General features: G+C 40.9%; 17 protein-coding genes. 5 read left to right on the top strand and 12 right to left on the bottom strand.

The window, feature by feature from the left end:
• Positions 1-16: 16 nt before the first annotated feature.
• From F0226_RS08970 to tyrR, 4 genes are all read right to left on the bottom strand, one after another.
• Positions 17-232, bottom strand: coding sequence for a hypothetical protein (locus F0226_RS08970; protein ID WP_171735321.1), 216 nt, complete (start codon positions 230-232; stop codon positions 17-19).
• A gap of 347 nt (positions 233-579) precedes the next feature.
• On the bottom strand, positions 580-1,053 hold the full coding sequence (locus tag F0226_RS08965; RefSeq protein ID WP_171735320.1) for a DUF2947 domain-containing protein: 474 nt from the start codon (positions 1,051-1,053) through the stop codon (positions 580-582).
• A 104-nt stretch (positions 1,054-1,157) separates the two neighbouring features.
• Complete coding sequence (rimJ, locus tag F0226_RS08960; RefSeq protein WP_171735355.1) at positions 1,158-1,745, bottom strand: ribosomal protein S5-alanine N-acetyltransferase; 588 nt, start codon at positions 1,743-1,745, stop codon at positions 1,158-1,160.
• Positions 1,745-3,292: a transcriptional regulator TyrR gene (gene tyrR, locus F0226_RS08955; RefSeq protein WP_171735319.1), complete on the bottom strand. Its 1,548-nt coding sequence runs from the start codon at positions 3,290-3,292 to the stop codon at positions 1,745-1,747. The genes rimJ and tyrR overlap by 1 nt, the downstream gene beginning before the upstream one ends.
• A 275-nt stretch (positions 3,293-3,567) precedes the next feature.
• On the opposite strand from tyrR, the gene traF reads away from it, so the two are divergent.
• A complete protein-coding gene (traF, locus tag F0226_RS08950) occupies positions 3,568-4,716 on the top strand; it encodes a conjugal transfer protein TraF (RefSeq protein WP_171735318.1) in 1,149 nt (382 codons plus the stop codon).
• A 54-nt stretch (positions 4,717-4,770) separates the two neighbouring features.
• Here traF and F0226_RS08945 read toward each other — a convergent pair whose 3' ends face one another.
• The 4 genes from F0226_RS08945 to F0226_RS08930 all read right to left on the bottom strand — a co-directional run bounded on the left by F0226_RS08945 (position 4,771) and on the right by F0226_RS08930 (position 9,258).
• Positions 4,771-5,838, bottom strand: coding sequence for a TIGR01620 family protein (locus F0226_RS08945; protein WP_171735317.1), 1,068 nt, complete (start codon positions 5,836-5,838; stop codon positions 4,771-4,773).
• Positions 5,835-7,208 (bottom strand): YcjX family protein, encoded by a 1,374-nt coding sequence (locus F0226_RS08940; protein ID WP_171735316.1) that lies wholly within the window; start codon positions 7,206-7,208, stop codon positions 5,835-5,837. Before F0226_RS08940 ends, F0226_RS08945 begins: the two co-directional genes overlap by 4 nt.
• Positions 7,209-7,418: 210 nt before the next feature.
• Complete coding sequence (locus F0226_RS08935) at positions 7,419-7,604, bottom strand: hypothetical protein (RefSeq protein WP_171735315.1); 186 nt, start codon at positions 7,602-7,604, stop codon at positions 7,419-7,421.
• Between the two features lie 133 nt (positions 7,605-7,737).
• Positions 7,738-9,258, bottom strand: a complete 1,521-nt coding sequence (locus F0226_RS08930) for a fumarate hydratase (protein ID WP_171735314.1) — start codon at positions 9,256-9,258, stop codon at positions 7,738-7,740.
• A 278-nt stretch (positions 9,259-9,536) separates the two neighbouring features.
• Here F0226_RS08930 and pabB point away from each other — a divergent pair, with 278 nt between their 5' ends.
• Positions 9,537-10,928 (top strand): aminodeoxychorismate synthase component I, encoded by a 1,392-nt coding sequence (gene pabB, locus F0226_RS08925; RefSeq protein WP_171735313.1) that lies wholly within the window; start codon positions 9,537-9,539, stop codon positions 10,926-10,928.
• A gap of 233 nt (positions 10,929-11,161) precedes the next feature.
• On the opposite strand, the gene F0226_RS08920 is transcribed toward pabB, so the two are convergent.
• The gene (locus F0226_RS08920) at positions 11,162-12,862 is read right to left on the bottom strand and encodes an ATP-binding protein (RefSeq protein ID WP_171735312.1); all 1,701 of its coding nucleotides are present in this window, start codon (positions 12,860-12,862) and stop codon (positions 11,162-11,164) included.
• A 1-nt stretch (position 12,863) separates the two neighbouring features.
• Positions 12,864-13,409, bottom strand: coding sequence for a heme NO-binding domain-containing protein (locus F0226_RS08915; protein WP_171735311.1), 546 nt, complete (start codon positions 13,407-13,409; stop codon positions 12,864-12,866).
• Between the two features lie 261 nt (positions 13,410-13,670).
• Between F0226_RS08915 and F0226_RS08910 the strand changes: the two genes are divergently transcribed.
• The 3 genes from F0226_RS08910 to F0226_RS08900 all read left to right on the top strand — a co-directional run bounded on the left by F0226_RS08910 (position 13,671) and on the right by F0226_RS08900 (position 17,335).
• Positions 13,671-14,270, top strand: a complete 600-nt coding sequence (locus tag F0226_RS08910; RefSeq protein WP_171735310.1) for a CoA pyrophosphatase — start codon at positions 13,671-13,673, stop codon at positions 14,268-14,270.
• Between the two features lie 329 nt (positions 14,271-14,599).
• Complete coding sequence (locus F0226_RS08905; RefSeq protein WP_171735309.1) at positions 14,600-15,853, top strand: aromatic amino acid transport family protein; 1,254 nt, start codon at positions 14,600-14,602, stop codon at positions 15,851-15,853.
• A 120-nt stretch (positions 15,854-15,973) separates the two neighbouring features.
• Complete coding sequence (locus F0226_RS08900) at positions 15,974-17,335, top strand: L-serine ammonia-lyase (RefSeq protein WP_102307422.1); 1,362 nt, start codon at positions 15,974-15,976, stop codon at positions 17,333-17,335.
• A gap of 203 nt (positions 17,336-17,538) precedes the next feature.
• Here F0226_RS08900 and F0226_RS08895 read toward each other — a convergent pair whose 3' ends face one another.
• Positions 17,539-18,693, bottom strand: a complete 1,155-nt coding sequence (locus F0226_RS08895) for an aromatic amino acid transport family protein (RefSeq protein WP_253820791.1) — start codon at positions 18,691-18,693, stop codon at positions 17,539-17,541.
• Positions 18,694-18,763: 70 nt separating this feature from the next.
• Positions 18,764-18,943: a hypothetical protein gene (locus tag F0226_RS08890; RefSeq protein WP_171735308.1), complete on the bottom strand. Its 180-nt coding sequence runs from the start codon at positions 18,941-18,943 to the stop codon at positions 18,764-18,766.
• Positions 18,944-19,194: the final 251 nt, after the last annotated feature.

The raw sequence follows: 19,194 nt of genomic DNA, 5'->3' as shown, positions 1-19,194 counted from the left end.
CATTATTTACTTAAGCTTAATGTTTGGAACCACTAGGGTTAATTGAAAAATCAGTGTGTTCATATATATCAGATAGTTTCTTTTCTTTACGCTTTTCGGCGTTGCTGCCTCCTTTGTTGTTTGTTTGATTTAAAATCCATTCTTCATGAACTCTAGCCGAGTCCAAAAACTCTGGATCTTCTAACGCTGCCTTGCGAAGTTTATTTACACGTTCGAGAGTTTCCCAAATCATACGGCACCTCCACACAGGGTCGTACCTTAAATATAGTCTAAATTTAATTACATTCAACAAACAAAATATGGTTCTGCAAGATATTACACTGATTAACTCATATGGATTTTGATTAAATGTTATCCACATATAGATCTAACTATGCCACTACAAACTTAGATATACACGGCGTATATTAAATATTGATGAATGTTTATGACTGGAAAAGATTAATGCTGAAGGAGGATAAATACAGAATAGAGGGATAAGGCAATAAGGATGAAGACGTAATATGATTAAGAAAAGAATAAAGCGAGCTATTGCTCGCTTTAATATACAACAACTGAAGATCTGGATAAGTATTAAGACTAAGTTCTGTTACCTAGTTTAACGGTGCCTTTAGTTGAGAACCATAACGTTTCTGTACGACGTCGACCAAGCAAGATTGGTCCATCATCGTAAAACAAAAAGTTCTTCCAATGCTTTTTAAACACTGACCATTTAGTTTCTAGCACGTTGTATTTCTCGTAACAGAAGTAAATCGTAACGTCGTCTTGCCAGTCAATATGCTCCAAAATACCTTCAGGTAGTTCTGGCTCATCTGAATCCCAACAGCTCATCCACTTAATTTCGTCTTTCCAATTGGAAGCTTTGCTTGGCCAATCTTGCGTGCTCAGGCGTTCTGAATCTGGGCTTTGTGGGCTCACGTTCTCTTTCCAAAACTGTGCAGCACGAGCCTGAGTCATTGGTTTTATCTTCTCTAAATCTTCTGCTGGTAAAGGCATAGATTGGTGAGTGAAAATCCATTTTCTTTGGTATTCATCCAAAGTTGTATATGACATCAAATATCCTTAACTTAATTATTAGAACGCTATGCTTCTAACATTATATATTCTTAGTTCTTATTTACGTATTAAATTAGCTGAATCTATTTTCAAACTAACCTTTAACTTATTCGAGTATCTTGCCAATGAGGATTAACCAAAGCAGTCAGTATGTGGTCTTCCCATTGACCATTTATCTGCAAATAATCTTTAGCATACCCTTCGCGTTCAAAACCAAGGTGGTTTAATACATTTTCACTACGCTTATTACGTGGCATATAACCAGCCATTAAACGATGTACATTCTGAACGTCAAACATATAGTCTTTGGCTAGTTTTAAGCCTCTTCGCATATAACCATGCCCTTGCGCGCTTTCCGCTAGAGAATAACCAACATTACACGCATGAAAAGGAAAGCGTGAAAGGTTACTAAAAGACACGGTTCCTAACATTTCATTAGTTTCAGCATTGATTAGTAAACAATAATATCCAAGCCCCATTCTATGCAACTCATGCAGCTTGATTAACCTTTGGCTCCATCCTTCTACACTAAAGAAAAGTTCTTCTCTAGCTGGCTCCCAAGGCTTTAGATATGGACGATTCGTAATAAAGTATTGGCTGATCATTTCAGCATCACCAGGGGCAGCAGTGCGTAATATTAAATCGCCATCCCGTTTACATACTTTCTCTTTAGTGCTGGTATCTTCAATCAATTTTTACGAATTCCATAATCACGCAATTTATTTGCAATTGAGGTATGGGAGACATTTAGGCGCTTCGCGAGTTTACGACTTGATGGGAAAGACTGATAAAGTTTCTCTAAAATCTGAGATTCATAGTCTTTCATAATTTCATCAAGCGAGCCGTCAATATTCATGCTCGCCATGCCCGAGGCTACCGCTTCAAGTTTAGGTAAATGGAACTGTTCAATGGAAAGTGTATCGCCATCTAGCTCAGTCAGCGCCCTTAGTACCATGTTATCAAGCTGCCTAATATTACCTGGCCATTGGTAGTTACCTAGTTGAATTACTAGCTCTTCCGTTAGCTTTGGCTTTAGCATGCCTAACTGGTGCGCATATTTGGCAGTAAATAATTCTAAAAGCGGTCCAACATCATTTGAACGTTCCCTTAAAGCTGGAATCGATAGAGTCAAAACATTCAGCCTATAGAAGAGGTCTTCTCGGAAAGATCCTGAATCAGCCAGTTCCCCTAACTTATGACGAGTTGAAGCAATAATACGTACATCAACATGCATCTCTTCTTCTTCTCCCACACGGCGGAAAGTGCCATCTTGAAGAAAACGTAGCAATTTGATTTGAAGATGAGGGCTCATTTCGCCAATCTCATCTAAGAATACGGTCCCGCCGTTAGCCTGCTCAAATATACCTTTATGACCTTGTTCATGATTGAACGAACCAGGAGCATGACCAAACAATTCGGTTTCAGCCACATCATCTGGCATTGAAGCACAGCTTAAAATCAGAAAAGGGAAAGAAGCACGGTTCGAGCGGTTATGACACGCTTTCGCTAGCATTTCTTTACCTGTGCCCGTGTCCCCTTCAATTAAAAGAGGCTGATCAAGCATTGCCAGTTTCTTCGCTTGACTAATCAGAGCTTTATGGCGGTTTGAAATACCAACAAAGTGCTCAAAACCTAGATTATTTTTTTCAGGCAAGGAGTCATGTGCATTCGCATCTTGCTGGCGGCTAGAACGAATCGTCATTACTGCGCTTGCCAGCACTGGTTCAGATACATCCCCACCTAGATAAACGGGAATAATTTCAATAGAGAAATCTAAACCATCTAACACTACATCTTCACGATGACGATTGACGTCTCCCTCAATCCAGCGTGAAAAATTAAAAGTAGGTAAAAATGAAATCACTGGTTCACCAATAATTTCTTCTTCTAATTTATTGAATAGATTAAGAGCGGCGTGGTTTGCCATATCTACAGACCCTTTCAGGTCAATAGCAATCACAGGATCAGGAAGGTTTGCTAAAAGTGCAAGTAGTTCAGTGTTGTGCCTTTCACTCGGCATAAACTGAATTTTCCTGACATCATTGACACCTGAAATACGGCGAATTTCCGCCATCAACTCACTGAAGGTATCAAAATCAATGTCAGGGCAATTTAAGTAAATGATGCCTTTAATATCAATTTCTATACCGCGTAAATCAATGCTTTTAGAGGCTAAAATATCGAGCAGCTCACGCGTTAAGCCAAGCCGATCTTCACACAAAACTTCAAGACGCAAGATGTGTCCTATTAAGGTGTCAGGAAAAGTTGACACTAGTTTGAATTAAGCAATGGAACCAGTCAAGAAAAGAGTCATCATAGAGCGGTCTATATCTATTCAGTTGTTAAATATCAATAGGTTGAGATGTTCTCTTATCATCACTCCCACCAATCAAGATTTCTTTCTGTAACACTTAGTAATAAATACTTACTTAAAACAAGGTTATTGTATGGAACTTAAAATGAATCACCCATAGCCTATATTATTCCGTATAAACCTCATCCGGCTAAAATATGAAACACTCCAAACTATTCCTCACCATAATCAGTACTTTTTCAGCGTCTAGTTTTGCCATGACTTCTTTCGATACAAGAAGTGTTGGCATGGGCAGCACTGGAGCGGCGTCTGCCTCTTACCTTACATCCAGTTTTCACAACCCCGCTTTAGCGGCTCGCTATAAAGAAAGCGATAACTTTGGGTTAATTCTTCCAGTTCTTGGGGCAAGGGTTCATGACCGAGATGACATGATAGACAAACTGGATCACTTCCAAGATATTGATGACCAATTGCAATTTGATCCTACCAATGAAGAGTTACTAGATGAATGGCGCAAAGCTTTAAAACAACTGGATAATGGCAATGTAAATGTCGAAGCTAATTTAGGTACCGTATTCGCCATTCCAAATAAACATATGAGTACCAACTTCTTCATCAAATCTCAAATAGCTACCATTGCGAGATTTAATGTACATGATGATGACTTACACAATGATAATCCTACTGATTCAGAGCTACTTTCAAGTGGTCAGGCGGTAGGAGTGGCGATTGTTGATGTGGGTTTTACCTTTGCTGATACGTTTACTATCAAAGATCACGATTTTATGTTTGGCATTTCACCCAAGTACCAACGCATCTATGGTTTAAACTACGTTGAAACACTGGATGAGTTTGATGACGACTTTGATGTTGAAGAGGATTACGTAGAAAAGTCTACATTCAACATAGACTTAGGCGCAGCTTATGAGTGGGGGGACAACACCATTATTGGCTTATCTGCTAAGAATATCTTATCGCAAGAACTGAAAACCAAAACGCACTTCGGGCAAAAAGCGACGGTACTTGTTCAACCAGAATTTGTACTGGGTATCTCATATGATAAATCATGGTACAACCTAACGGCTGACATTGATTTAAATGCTGTAGAGCACTTTAAAGAATACGACTACAAAACTCAGTATGCGAAAGTGGGTGCTGAGCTGGATGCGTTTAGCTGGGCTCAACTTCGTTTAGGCTATATGCACAGTTTAACTGATTATGCTGATGACCTAGCCACGGTCGGCTTAGGTTTTAAACCATTTGGTATTTTTGGATTCGATTTAGCGGCACAAGCTGGCAAAGACAATAACTACGGCGCTTCTGCTCAGCTCATCATGCATTTTTAATGTAGGCTAAGTCCGCTGCATACAATGAACGCACCCTAATTGAGTGCGTTTTATTTATTTCAAAGTGATACGTTTCACTTCTAACAATATGGCTTTACGAAAATCCGACAACTTTACTTTTCTGTCTTTATGCCAAGGAAGTGGTCGTAGCAATGACATTGCTTTTAATCCAACCCTTGCCGTTAGAATACCCACACCTAAACCTTGCCCTGCTCTTGCCGACACTTTTCCGGCAAGATCCATAGACATGAGATCCATACTGGCATCAATAGCAAGCTCACTTGCTCCCGCTAATGCCATATTAAGCAATACTAGTTTGAATAGTCTCAGGCGAGACCAGTAACCCAATTCAATACCGTACACTTGTGCCAGTTTATTTATCATTGTGAAGTTTCGCCACGCGACAAGCAGCATATCAACCGCAGCAAGTGGGCTAACCGCCACTAACGCAGCAGATTCAGTCGCAAATCTAGAGATAATCCGCGTCGCTTCTTTATCTTGCTGGCTCACGACAATAGCATCGTACATATCAAGGACTTCAGCATCACTATGTGAAGGGTTTACGCTGTTTTTCCACTTATCATAGGCTGGGCTTTCTTCTTTGATTCCACCTTGCTTGGCGATATCTTCACAAAATGCTTTCCCTTTTCCTACGCTATCACTTGTCAGTAAGCTCTCACTGACCTCTTGCACACTGAAATGCTTTTTCAATGAGCGTAATTTCCATAATTCTTTACCAATAGCCCCTAAGCCAAGAGAAGCAATACCTGCAATGAAGCCCGTCCAACCCAGTGTTAGCCAGTCAGCCGTTTGAAACGCAGTAATAACAGAGTCAACGGCTTGCCAGCCCACTAATGCTGTGAATGTAGTAAGAACCCCCGTCCCAAGCCATGAACTGTGTTTACTTGGACGGATCACTTGCTCTAACTGTTGCTCATGTTCCGTTTCGCCTTCCACTTCATCAGTCACAACCGGCGTAAACTTTTCTTGTTCAGTGAATATTTGCTGAGTGTTTAAATCCACTTGAGGCGCTTCGGTCGTATCCGACTGGAAACTAGAATCAGAGCCCATGCTAGTATTCAAAGGCTGATCAAAGACTTGCTTTGTTTTTAATTCACTCATTTCAGTTTATCTCCAATCAAAAACTCTAACGCTTTATCTAAGCGAACATGTTGGCAAGGCTGATCCGATTCCGCTCTTAATGGCCTAAAGCTTGTAAACTCGAAGTGGTTATCCTGCCAATATTGCTTGTTTGGTAATCTCCGAGGAACCTCTCCAGGGTAAAGCGTCTGCGAGAAGCCTTCTAAATTCATCCCCTGTAGTGCAGGTATATTCTCATCGCCTCTCGAAATATAACCTGACGATGTAGATTGTATTGAAGCAATACTCATGCAGCTCATATCGATATGCTCAAATGCAGCGTGCTGCCACGCAGGGTGAACCATTTGCTGCAGCAGTGACACTAAGTTGGGGTGCTGTTCTGGCGTAATATGATCGGCTTTAGAAGCGGCAAACAGAATCTTATCTATCTTTGGTGAAAACAGTCGCTTAACTACATTACTGCGTCCATATTTAAAGCTCGTTAATAGCTGCTCCAATGCATTTCTCATATCAATAAATGAGTCATACCCTGCATTCAGAGGCTGTAAGCAGTCCACCAGCACAATTTGACGGTCAAATGTTGCGAAATGATTCTTGTAAAAAGCTTTAACGACTTTCTGTTGATACTCTTCATACCGAGACTTCAACATCGAGTAGTTACTCTCTTTACTCGGCTTTCCACTTGGTACAATACAAGGGAAAAACTGTAAAACAGGCGCTCCAGCCAATTCACCAGGCAGCACAAAACGGCCAGGTTGCACCCAATGCAAACCTTCTTTTTTACAGGTATACAAGTATTGAGTATAAATATCCGAAATGTCCGCTAATTGCTTTTCATTGATATCAGCTAATGCGTCAAAACTGTCAAGAACCGAAAGCCATTCACCTGCAAACTCTTTTCTGTTTCCTTTCAGGGTATCGAATTGGTTTTGACTCCAGGTGTCAAAATCCATATCTAACAAAGGTAAATCAAGTAGCCATTCGCCGGGATAATCAACAATATCGAGATGAAGTGTACTGTTTTTAGAAAATAGCTTTTTTGCACCTTTAGTTGGCTGGTACTTAATAGCTAAACGGATTTCACTGACATCTCTCGTGGGTACTGGCCACTCTGGGGGATCAGATTGCAACGAGTTCATCGCTTCGTCGTAAGAAAAGCGAGGAATCATCATATTATTTTGAGGGATGCGTTTAGCACCAATGATTCTACCTTCGCGAGCTGATGACAATAATGGAAGGTTGCTATGCGTTGAGGTATGTAAAAGTTGATTCACCAATGAAGTAATGAATGCAGTTTTACCCGCACGAGATAACCCCGTAACAGCGACTCTTACATGTGAGTCAGTTCCTCTGCTTATAAAATCGCTCACTTCTTGGGTAATCTTCTTCATTCATTTCGCTCCAACGTTTCTTCGGTGCTGATTATCGGTTATTCAATATTAATGTTAGATGAATAAAAGCCCCTGATTACCATCATAATCAGGGGCTTTTTAATATAGTTAACTGGGCTTTTATACCCTATTAGCTGCTAAACACATTATACGGCAACTTAAAAATTCACAATATCGCGACTATACAATTCAAAACTCAGTGTCGGCTATCTAATCTTCTTCAATTAATTTATAGATAACAAACAAAGCAATCTCTACTACAGCTAATAGCGCTAAACTAATGGTGACGTACTTTTCATCGAAAATACTGATCCCGTGTAAAATCAAGTCGTAACCGACAAAGCTACCCACAACCACAGCCAGAACAATTTGTAGGATTTGAACAAAACGAGGCATTCCTCTCTCCTAATTCTTTATTTCTATCTTTTCAATACTAAATCTAATTAGCATTATAGTCTTGTTTTCACTATATCATTGATAAAACGAAAAAAGTGCAGTGAATTCTGCACTTTTTGTTTTCAGGGTGACTTTACTTAGCGGCTTCCGCTTCAGCAATCTTCACTTTCCAAGTGTCTGGACCGATTTGGTGAGCATTCGCCCCCGTTGAATCAACCGCAACCGTCACTGGCATGTCTTCAACTTCAAATTCGTAAATCGCTTCCATACCAAGATCTTCAAAGGCTACAACACGTGCTTTCTTAATCGCTTTAGCAACCAAGTATGCTGCGCCGCCTACTGCCATTAGGTAAACCGCTTTATGTTGCTTGATAGATTCAACCGTTGCAGGGCCTCGCTCTGCTTTACCAATCATACCCATGATGCCTGTTTCTTCTAGCATCATGTCTGTGAACTTATCCATACGGGTAGAGGTTGTAGGACCTGCTGGACCGACTGCTTCATCACCAACGGCGTCTACTGGACCTACGTAGTAAATGAACTTACCTTTCAGATCGACACCTTCAGGTAAACCTTCGCCACTTTCTAGCATGCCTTGAATACGCTTATGAGCAGCATCACGACCAGTTAAGATTTTACCTGATAGTAAGACAGTTTCTCCCGTCTTCCACTCTTGTACATCTTCTTTTGTCACTTCATCAAGGTTAACACGGCGAGTATTCGCGCCCGCTTCCCAAGTGATATCTGGCCATTCTTCTAGCTTAGGCGGCGTAAGTTCAGCAGGGCCACTTCCATCAAGAGTGAAGTGAACATGGCGAGTCGCCGCACAGTTAGGGATTAAGCAAACTGGCTTAGATGCTGCGTGGGTTGGCGCACTTTTGATTTTAACGTCAACAACAGTCGTTAGACCGCCAAGACCTTGTGCGCCAATGCCAAGCTTGTTTACACGGTTGAAGATATCAAGACGAAGTTCTTCTTCAGCGTTTTCGGGGCCTTTATCAATCAGATCTTGAATATCAATGTGTTCCATTAATGATTCTTTAGCAAGCACCGCGGCTTTCTCAGCCGTACCACCAATGCCTATACCCAACATACCCGGTGGACACCAACCAGCACCCATTGTTGGTAATGTTTTCTCTACCCATTCCGCAATGTCATCAGAAGGGTTAAGCATGACCATCTTAGTTTTGTTCTCTGAGCCGCCGCCTTTTGCCGCGATTTGAATTTCAACTTTGTTACCCGGAACCATATTAATGTGAACAACCGCTGGTGTGTTGTCTTTAGTATTAATACGCTTACCTGCTGGGTCCATTAGGACAGATGCACGCAATGGGTTATCTGGGTTGGTGTAAGCTTGACGAACCCCTTCATCAACCATTTCTTGAACCGTTTGATCCGTTTCCCACTGCACTTCCATACCAATATTAACGAAACACGTTACGATGCCCGTATCTTGGCAAATTGGACGATGTCCTTCAGCAGACATTCGCGAGTTAATTAGGATCTGAGCAATTGCATCTTTTGCTGCTTGGCTTTCTTCCTTTTCATAGGCTTTTTCAAGAGCTTGGACGAAATCTAAAGGATGATAATAAGAAATATATTGAAGTGCATCAGCGACACTGCTGATCACATCTTGCTTACGAATAACCGTCATTGCATGCCTCTTTATTGTTCTAGTTCCATGTTGGGTTCTTAATTTTGCCACTTTGATGAGCTTTTATTATTGCTAAAAGCAATCGCTTGCATAATTTGATATTTGCCCTGTCCTATCAACTAAATAATGAAGATAAGCAGAAGCAAATAAAAATCATGTTCTATTGCTCGAGCGCTGTGTGGCTTCAATCAAGAACTCACTTTATTTTGAATTTATGATACTCTTGCTTCTTCTAACACGCCATGCAGTGATCGAACTCTTTGTCACAAATTAAACAAATGAATAACAACGAATTTCACTCTATCCAAATTAAGCCGCTTGAATATCATTCAACCCTTGCTAAACAACTGTTTTCACGCATTGAAAGCCAGCCTTGGGCAATGCTATTACGGTCTGCATCAGAAAGCCATGTTGACAGTAGATTCGACATTTTAGTTGCTCAGCCTATCGCCACTTTCGAGACAATAGGTGTAAAAACAACCGTAAATGTTAATGGAAAAACTGAAGTTTCAGACGCTGACCCATTCACTCTATTGGACTCTTACCAAAAGCAATTACTTCCAGACACGGAAGGCTTTACAGAGTTACCTTTCATCGGAGGTGCATTAGGGTATTTTAGTTATGATCTTGGTCGAAGAGTTGAGAGTTTACCCTCAATTGCTACTCATGATCTTTCAACACCCGATATGGCCGTGGGTTTGTATGAATGGGCAGTCGTTATCGACCACAAAACTCAGTCGGCTTGTGTGGTGGGAGTGAATATTCAGGAACATTGGAGCTGGTTAACGACTCAAGGTGAAGAAGAGACGACAAGCGAAGGGCTTAACCGACAAAATTTTGCCCTCACCAGCCCTTGGGTCTCCAATATGTCTCAAGAAGACTATGGAAATAAGTTCGAACAAGTTCAAGAATATTTATTGTCTGGCGATTGTTATCAAATCAACCTTGCTCAACGTTTTAAAGCTGCGTACCAAGGCAGTGAATGGCAAGCGTACAATACGTTAGAGCAAAATAACTCAGCCCCGTTTTCTGCTTTTATTCGTATGGAAAACTCTTCTATTTTGAGCATTTCACCTGAACGCTTTCTTAAGCTAAACAGCGATACGATCGAAACAAAACCTATTAAAGGAACAAGACCTCGATCTCTTGATGCCGCTCAAGATCAAGAGAATGCCAGGGATCTCTCTGTTGCAGAGAAAGATCAAGCTGAAAACCTAATGATCGTTGACCTTCTGCGTAATGATATTGGGCGAGTCGCTAAACCTGGTAGCGTGCATGTACCTAAGTTATTCGACATCGAAAGCTTCCCTGCAGTGCATCATTTAGTGAGCACCATTCGGGCAAATTTAGATGAGGCCTATCGCGCCAGTGATTTATTAAGGGCTTGTTTCCCTGGAGGTTCAATTACTGGTGCACCTAAAATCCGCGCTATGCAAATTATTGAAGAGTTAGAGCCTCATCGACGTTCTGCTTATTGCGGAAGTATTGGTTATATAAGCCGAAATGGAAACATGGACACCAGCATTACAATTCGCACTCTCGTGGCGGAAAATAATAACCTCTATGCATGGGCTGGTGGAGGTGTTGTAGCAGACAGCAAATGTGACTCTGAGTATCAGGAAACCTTAGATAAGCTAAGCCGAATCTTGCCGGTTTTGTCTGAGTGCTAAGCGCCTTAAACTGAACGCCAGAAGCTAGAAGCTAGAAGCCAGAAGCCAGAAGCCAGAAGCCAGAAGCCAGAAGCCAGAAGCCAGAAGCCAGAAGCCAGAAGCCAGAAGCCAGAAAAATTTAGGCATAACGCTGAACAGTGTTATGCCTATTTTTATATCATCACTAAACACTGAGTCACTTATTATCTGACCGTACAAGCCTAGCTATAGAGATAACAATTAATGGCTGGGAATTATCCCCATTTAATCAGCATTTCTTTTAAATCTTTTGCTGTGTATGGCTTGCTTAAAATGTCATCCATCCCGCATTTAATGCACCTGTCGCGCTCTTCAAGCGTTGTGCCAGCAGTTAATGCAACAATCGCCCTATCGTAACCGTCTTCCCTTAATTTCTCTGTTGCTTCAAAGCCGTCCATAACTGGCATCCGGCAATCCATAAAAACAACGTCATAATAATTTTGGCTAGCGTATTGAAAGCCTTCCATACCATTCACCGCAATCTCAGGCATGATTTCAAACTTTTTCAGCATCTGTTGAATGATGATCTGATTCATTTTAATGTCGTCAACCACCAAAATTTTCAATGAAGATAATATAACTTCAGCTGAAAACTCTTCTTTGTTATCGCTAATGGATTGCGGTTCTTCAACCGATTCAAGAGGTATTGCAACTCTAAAAATAGTACCTTTATCAAGCTCACTACTTGCTTCTATTTTGCCTTTCATCACCCCGACCAGTTTTTTACAGATGGCAAGCCCTAAACCTGTTCCTTCATAGTTTCGGCTACTGGATCTATCGGCTTGAGTAAACGGTTCAAATAACGTTTCTTTTGCACTTTTCGATATGCCAATGCCAGTATCTTCAACAGAAAAAATAAACTGCTCATGCTTCCAGCTGATATCAACCTTTACATAACCATATTCGGTAAACTTAATCGCATTGCCAATTAAATTCACAAATAGCTGCGTCACCCTTTCTAAGTCACCAATAAAGTGATGAGGAACTTCAGCATCCACTGTCACATCAAACTTCAACTGTTTTTCAGCAGCTCTATTCACAAAAATGCTATCTATGGTATTTCGCAATTCATCCAATGAAAACTTTTTGGGAATAAGCTCTAGCATGCCAGCATTGATTTTACTGTAATCCAGTAAATCGTTGATGATGATCCTTAAAAACTCACCTGATTGGCTAAGGTTACTCACTATCTCTTTTTGTGAGCCCGTTAATGCAGTGTCATTCAATAATTCCGCACTGCCTAACAAGCCATTCAACGGTGTTCTTAACTCATGGTTAATCATGGCAACGAAATCACGAGTCGCCCGTTCGGACTCCTCAGCTCGGTATCGAGACTCGACATTTCTATTGATAGCTAATTGGTGTGTAATCGCGCTGCAGATTAACTCTGTAACTAGTAATAACTGGCTTTCAATCAGAGCATGATCTTGCCCATGGAGGTTCACTTTAAGGATCAAGACTCCAACAATGACTTTCTCAACTTCAAGAGGCATTGTCAGTAATTCTCCGTCCCATTCAGGTTCTTCAACGGTATCGATCACCTTGCCTTGAATTGATGCATCACCAAAATCGCTTACTTTGAGTTCTGGTAACAGATTTTGAGGCAGTATTAAGCGGCTTGACTCAATCAGATAGCTATTCGTTACACTCTGAGTTAAATCTGACAGCATGACATCATCAAGGTTCTTTCTTAGAAAAGCCCGCCCAAAGTCGATCAGTAAATTATCTATTTGTTCTTGAAACTCAATTTTTCTTAGATTGGCATTAGAGCTTTTTTCTAACTGCCTCAGCGCTAATTCCAGCTGTTGGTTCGTTTCAAAAAGTACCAAGCTTTTCTGTTCAAGTAACCTTTCAGCTTCCTTTCTTGCGGCAATCTGTCGCTTTAGCTTATGCTCTAAAGCAGATACTAAACTCATACTACTGCTGCTCTATTTTTAAATTAAAACGAACGACACTGCCATCTTCTATTTGCGGTTCCATTTCTACTGTAATCGTTTCATTATGGTACGCAGCGCAACCTTCAATTAAACCGAGGCAAACATGTGACATGCAACGTGCACTCTTGTAGTCAAAAACTAAGTTCGCCTCACTCTGAGTGATAAAATCAAATTTAGGGGGTTGAGCGTCTGGATAAAGCTTTTTAACTTCAACATGAATATAACGCTCTACATGCTGGATAAATTGAAAGGTATTGTTCGAATGGCTCAAACTTGCTTGATCTGGTAATGAAGCGAGTAAATTTTTAAAAACCGATTGTCCGAAAACTCGTTGAAGCGTTTCAGGGTCAATTTCGGTTTTTTTACTCAGGTTGATGATCAGCTTAACAAGATCATGATGGTCATAACTTCCAACAGAAGTGTAAATACCTTCATCACCAGACATATCTAAGACTTCATCTAATAACTCGAGCCCAAACTTATCTTCTACAAGCTCTAAAAATTCGGTGAATATGATTCCTTTCATTGTATTCCCTACTTTGCATGATCTATCGATAAGAATGATCCACATTTCCATACTTATCAAATTGTTGTCTTTAAAAACTATTCATATGTCACTTTCTATAACTCAAACTCGGCAAATAATTGGTTCCACCAAACACGGTTGTTCAATCATTAATCACCCTGTTAATTATATTTTAGTCAATAATATGTAAAAAGCCTTTAAACACTTAACGACGAGAGTCCGCTATACTTATGATTATATTAATCAATGTATTGAGGCTATATGAATAGACAGCACTTTTTGCAGCAATTCCAGCTAAAGCCGACCGTTGGCTATCACCCAGAGTCTGTTAAACGACTATCTCACCTAAAGGATAGTAAGTTGCGTAAAGCCGCCGTACTAGTGGGGTTAGTTGATCGAAAGGAAGGGCTGCATGTTATTTTCACCAAACGGGCAAGACATTTAAAGCACCATCCAGGTCAAATCAGTTTTCCTGGTGGAAAATTTGAACCTTCTGATCCTTCACTGCATTTCACTGCACTTCGTGAATTAGAAGAAGAGGTAGGCATCCTTTCATCTCAAGTGAAAATAATTGGTGAACTGCCAGAGTTGCCAACGATTAGTCATTTCTCAGTAACACCGATTATTGCAATGATTGACCCTAGCTATGAAGCCATTATCGATAGAAATGAAGTTGAGTCCCTTTTTGAAGTGCCAGCCAGTCATTTACTCAATTCTGATCATCTCTATAGCCACACCGTTAATTTTAACCAATTCAAGCACCGAATTTTCGCAATGCCCTTTCAACAACATTTAATTTGGGGAATGACCGCACAAATCATTCAATCATTACAGCAGCAAATGAAGAGATCTATTGCATAAATAAGCAACCAATCACACAGCAACCACACCTTATTGACGCCCTGTTAACAAATAACCCTTTTCTTATCGAACAGAATTATTAATGCAAATTTGCGCAATCGTTTCCTTGTGATGATTCTATAGAATCTAACCACTCACATTAATAAAACTAATAGTAAGCATTAATAGAAATCACCTGTAGCACGCTATTTTCGTGATCAAAAATCCGTTTTTGCAATATCATGTATCAAGCCGTTCCATTACATGATTTAGATCTATTTTTTGCCGAAGAAAATTCTGCAAAATCCCTCCTGACTTATTTCCTGTTCCCAAAAAATGAGTAATTTAACATGAGCACAACAACTTCTTCGGCAAATGCCGTAAAAACGTCTAGCAAGTTTAATTATAAAGATTTCACATGGTGTCTTTCACTTTTCGGTACTGCCGTAGGTGCGGGTGTACTTTTCCTTCCAATCAAAGCAGGTGCGGGTGGTTTCTGGCCATTAGTTATCCTAGCGCTAATTGCGGCACCAATGACTTGGTTCGCACACAAATCTTTAGCTCGTTTTGTACTATCAGCTAAAAACCCTGAAGCAGATATCACTGATACTGTTGAAGAACATTTCGGTAAGACTGGCGCAAACATTATTACTTTTGCATACTTCTTCGCTATCTACCCAATCGTTCTTATCTACGGCGTTGGTATTACCAACACGGTTGATTCTTTCCTAGTAAACCAAATGGGTATGGAATCTATTCCACGTCCTCTTCTTTCTGGTGCACTTATCCTTGCTATGACAGCAGGTGTTGTATTCGGTAAAGAGCTGATGCTTAAAGCAACTTCAGCGATGGTTTACCCACTAGTATTCGTACTACTTGCACTATCTTTCTACCTAGTTCCTGATTGGAACACTTCAATGATGGAAACAAGCCCAGAATGGTCAGCAATGCCTTCTATTATCTGGCTTGCGATTCCAATCATCGTGTTCTCTTTCAACCACAGCCCAATCATTTCACAGTTCTCTAAAGAGCAACGTCGTGTATACGGTGAAGACGCAGTTAAGAAAACTGACGCGATCACTGGTGGCGCAGCAATGATGCTGATGGGTTTTGTAATGTTCTTCGTATTCTCTGTAGTACTTTCTCTATCTCCAGAGCAATTAGCAACAGCACAATCTCAAAACATCTCGGTTCTTTCTTACCTAGCTAACGTACATGAGTCTCCACTTATCTCTTACATGGGTCCTCTAGTTGCATTCGCTGCGATTACTTCAAGCTACTTCGGTCACTTCCTAGGTGCTCATGAAGGTCTTGTTGGTCTAATCAAATCTCGCTCTGGTTCTTCAATCAGCACGATTGAGAAAGCATCTCTAGCGTTCATCGTTGTTACAACTTGGATTGTTGCGGTAGTTAACCCAAGCATCCTAGGTATGATTGAAACAATGGGTGCTCCAATGATTGCAGCTATCCTGTTCATTATGCCTGTATTCGCGATGCAAAAAGTACCAGCAATGGCTAAGTACAAAACATCAGCACCTGTGCAAATCTTTACAGCTTTATGTGGTCTAGCGGCTATTAGTTCTGTAATCTACGGCGCTCTTTAATCTAAAGCACTTTTTATAAGATGAGCTTCATCTTATATCGCGAGATTAAACACAAAATATAATGATAATAAATGAGCCTCCCTACTCCCCTTGGGAGGCTCTCTTTTTGAGGTAATCGCTATGATTAGTGTATTTGATATCTATAAAATCGGTGTTGGTCCATCGAGCTCACACACAGTTGGACCAATGAAAGCGGGTAAAGAATTTATTGATGACCTACGTTCAATGGGAAAATTGCGCGACATCACTAAAATCACCGTGGACGTATATGGATCACTATCACTGACAGGGAAAGGTCACCACACAGATATCGCTATCATCATGGGTCTTGCTGGCAATACTCCTGAGAAAGTAGATATCGACTCTATAGCGGGCTTTATTGCTCGAGTAGAAGAAACTGAACGTCTACCTGTTGGTATGCACTGTCATACTGTTTCGTTCCCTAAAGATGGCGGAATGAACTTCCATACTTCGAACCTTTCATTGCATGAAAATGGCATGAGCATTCATGCTTGGGTTGATGACGAAGTCGCTTATTCAAAAACGTACTACTCAATTGGTGGCGGTTTCATCGTTGACGAAGAGAGCTTCGGCAAAGAAGAAGAAAACCCAATTAAAGCACCTTACGAATTCACAACAGCTGAAGAGCTGGTTAATCAGTGTAAAGAAAGTGGTCTTTCTATCAGTACACTGGTTATGAAAAACCAAGCAGCGTTCCACTCAGACGAAGAGTCTCGTACTTACTTCGCTAACATCTGGAGAACGATGCGTGAGTGTATGGATCGCGGTATGAATACTGAAGGTATCCTGCCTGGTCCACTGCGTGTACCTCGTCGTGCAGCAGCACTTCGCCAACAACTGATCACGTCAGAAAAAACAACCAACGATCCAATGACGGTTGTTGACTGGGTGAACATGTTTGCTTTCGCAGTAAATGAAGAAAACGCGGCTGGCGGTCGTGTAGTAACGGCACCAACAAACGGCGCGTGTGGCATCATCCCTGCTGTATTAGCTTACTACGATAAGTTCATCCAAACAGTAACAGAGAAAGACTACATCCGTTACTTCGCAGCTTCTGGCGCGATAGGTGGTCTTTACAAGCGTAATGCTTCTATCTCTGGTGCTGAAGTAGGCTGTCAGGGTGAAGTTGGTGTGGCATGTTCTATGGCTGCTGCTGGCCTTGCTGAGCTTATGGGTGGTAGCCCTGAGCAAGTATGTATGGCTGCAGAAATCGGCATGGAGCACAACCTAGGTCTTACATGTGACCCAGTTGCTGGCCAAGTACAAGTTCCATGTATCGAGCGTAATGGTATTGCTGCAGTAAAAGCAATCAATTCAACTCGTATGGCACTTCGTCGCTCTTCTGCTCCTACTGTTTCTCTAGATAAAGTTATCGAAACAATGCTAGAAACAGGTAAAGACATGAACGCTAAATACCGTGAGACTTCTCAAGGTGGTTTGGCTGTTAAGGTTGTTTGTTAATAAACATTCGTTAGTTAGTTAACATTGGCTTGCTAGTCAGCATTAATTTATTGGCCAGCATCAGTTAACAAGCCAACACTTAACTCAGTCTGCTTGATAACGAGCAGATAATAAAAAGGAACGCCGATGCGTTCCTTTTTTTGTATCTAGTTTTTGTATCGAAACACAAAGACAGGTCTTTCTTAGACCCTTGCTTTAGCTAATTAAATCACTTGTGAGATAAGCAGGAAGCAACCAAAAGCCAATGAGAACATCAACATTACATTGCCCCCTTCTGCTCGGTATTTGTCTTCAGCTATTTTCATGAATCGTTGCTTATGGACCATAGCTAACGGCACAAAAACCGCTAAGAAAACTAAAATAATCCCTGCGTAATTCAATACCGCTAAAAACTTATCCGCCGCCAGCAATGACCCCGCTAAAGGCAATATAAAACTAATGCCATAAGTCACAGCGGTATTCTGGTTAAACATGTCTTTGTTTTGATTGAATAGTGCCATCGCAACACCAAAAAATGACGTCAATAACGCTAGACCGGTGAACGTAGTTAATATACTGCCAACCCAAGGAGAACGAGCTTCAAATGCGGCCATTAAGTCGGATACATTGTGAAAGCTTCTGAACTGTTCGGGGCTTAAATTACCCACCACAGCAAATAGCCAGAATAAGTAACAGACTAAGGGAATCAAAGATCCAATAATGACCATATTACGCAGTTGTTTGTCTGTCGCTTCATGGTTATAAGAAACCAATGTTGGGATAACCACCATAAACCCGAAACTGGTGAATAAAATGGCACTGGTTTTAATTAATTCAACGTGGTCATTATTCGTTACTTGCTGCATGTTATAGGTCGACACACCAGGCATCAGAAATATCAATGTCAAAACTAAACTGCATAGCATCACTAAAAATAGCAGCCGATTGAGCTTGTCTACCGCTCCCGTTCCACAAGCAACAATAGCGCCGGCTAGCACCGTAAATAACACTTGGCTTTGAACTGCCGAGAGCGTGAGACCAAAGTTCGCCACCAACTTACTGATCAAATCACCCGCGCCCAGAATATAAGCCATGAGTAAGCAAATAAGTAACGCGTAAAGTAACCCGTTAGTGATGAATTGACCTTTTTTTCCAAGCGTTTCTCTCGCTACAGAGTTTAAACCAAGACCACCACCAGATTTCAGCGTCGCTTCTAACAAAAGCAGCGCTGCATAAGTTGTTCCGAAACAGATAAGAACCATCAGTGAGGTTCCGTAAACTAACCCAAATTGAGCGAGAACCATTGGAATGGCAAGCATACCAGCACCTAAAGCGGTACCAGCGATAATTAGGGAGCTCCCTATCATTTTAATATTCATATAGTCTTTAACTTATTTGTTTAATTATTTTGATGTGATTAAGCATCGCTATCGTGCTGATATCGAAAAATCAGTGTGAAATAAAGTTATAAGACCGATAATAAGAAGGGTGCGCTGGCAGAAAGCGAGCAAGTAAAGCATGGAGCAGAGGAAACAAGCGAGGTTGTAGAGTATCGAGTAAAGTTGCACTTGCTCGGTGGGGCGAACCTTCTGTTGGTTCAATGATTGGAGACGTTATTTTGAATTTCATGTATGTGTCCAGTTGTCACATTCCATTTTGTTACAGGTGACAAATCCATTGCCACATCTCTCCCTTATGGAAGACGTTTTATCTTATACAAGGAACACTGAAATACAATGCCAAAACGATAAAAAGTGTTTAACACCTAAGCTCTCCCTTTCTTGTCAACATGCTAGGTTTCAATTTTGTTAAATAACATTAAACATATCAATGCTAAGCAAACAGATATTTAAATTATAAGGTCCAAGTTAAACGGATAA

Origin of the sequence: Vibrio sp. 99-70-13A1 (assembly GCF_013114625.1) — a bacterium.
Lineage (GTDB): Bacteria > Pseudomonadota > Gammaproteobacteria > Enterobacterales > Vibrionaceae > Vibrio.
This window is presented reverse-complemented; position numbering and strand designations above follow the sequence as displayed.

What these genes read in the sequence shown, in the direction of transcription:
- F0226_RS08970 (WP_171735321.1), bottom strand. Translation starts at nt 232, where the DNA reads ATGATTTGGGAAACTCTCGAACGTGTAAATAAACTTCGCAAGGCAGCG.
- F0226_RS08965 (WP_171735320.1), bottom strand. Translation starts at nt 1,053, where the DNA reads ATGTCATATACAACTTTGGATGAATACCAAAGAAAATGGATTTTCACT.
- traF (WP_171735318.1), top strand. Translation starts at nt 3,568, where the DNA reads ATGAAACACTCCAAACTATTCCTCACCATAATCAGTACTTTTTCAGCG.
- F0226_RS08945 (WP_171735317.1), bottom strand. Translation starts at nt 5,838, where the DNA reads ATGAGTGAATTAAAAACAAAGCAAGTCTTTGATCAGCCTTTGAATACT.
- F0226_RS08940 (WP_171735316.1), bottom strand. Translation starts at nt 7,208, where the DNA reads ATGAAGAAGATTACCCAAGAAGTGAGCGATTTTATAAGCAGAGGAACT.
- F0226_RS08935 (WP_171735315.1), bottom strand. Translation starts at nt 7,604, where the DNA reads ATGCCTCGTTTTGTTCAAATCCTACAAATTGTTCTGGCTGTGGTTGTG.
- F0226_RS08930 (WP_171735314.1), bottom strand. Translation starts at nt 9,258, where the DNA reads ATGACGGTTATTCGTAAGCAAGATGTGATCAGCAGTGTCGCTGATGCA.
- pabB (WP_171735313.1), top strand. Translation starts at nt 9,537, where the DNA reads ATGAATAACAACGAATTTCACTCTATCCAAATTAAGCCGCTTGAATAT.
- F0226_RS08920 (WP_171735312.1), bottom strand. Translation starts at nt 12,862, where the DNA reads ATGAGTTTAGTATCTGCTTTAGAGCATAAGCTAAAGCGACAGATTGCC.
- F0226_RS08915 (WP_171735311.1), bottom strand. Translation starts at nt 13,409, where the DNA reads ATGAAAGGAATCATATTCACCGAATTTTTAGAGCTTGTAGAAGATAAG.
- F0226_RS08910 (WP_171735310.1), top strand. Translation starts at nt 13,671, where the DNA reads ATGAATAGACAGCACTTTTTGCAGCAATTCCAGCTAAAGCCGACCGTT.
- F0226_RS08905 (WP_171735309.1), top strand. Translation starts at nt 14,600, where the DNA reads ATGAGCACAACAACTTCTTCGGCAAATGCCGTAAAAACGTCTAGCAAG.
- F0226_RS08900 (WP_102307422.1), top strand. Translation starts at nt 15,974, where the DNA reads ATGATTAGTGTATTTGATATCTATAAAATCGGTGTTGGTCCATCGAGC.
- F0226_RS08895 (WP_253820791.1), bottom strand. Translation starts at nt 18,693, where the DNA reads ATGAATATTAAAATGATAGGGAGCTCCCTAATTATCGCTGGTACCGCT.
- F0226_RS08890 (WP_171735308.1), bottom strand. Translation starts at nt 18,943, where the DNA reads ATGAAATTCAAAATAACGTCTCCAATCATTGAACCAACAGAAGGTTCG.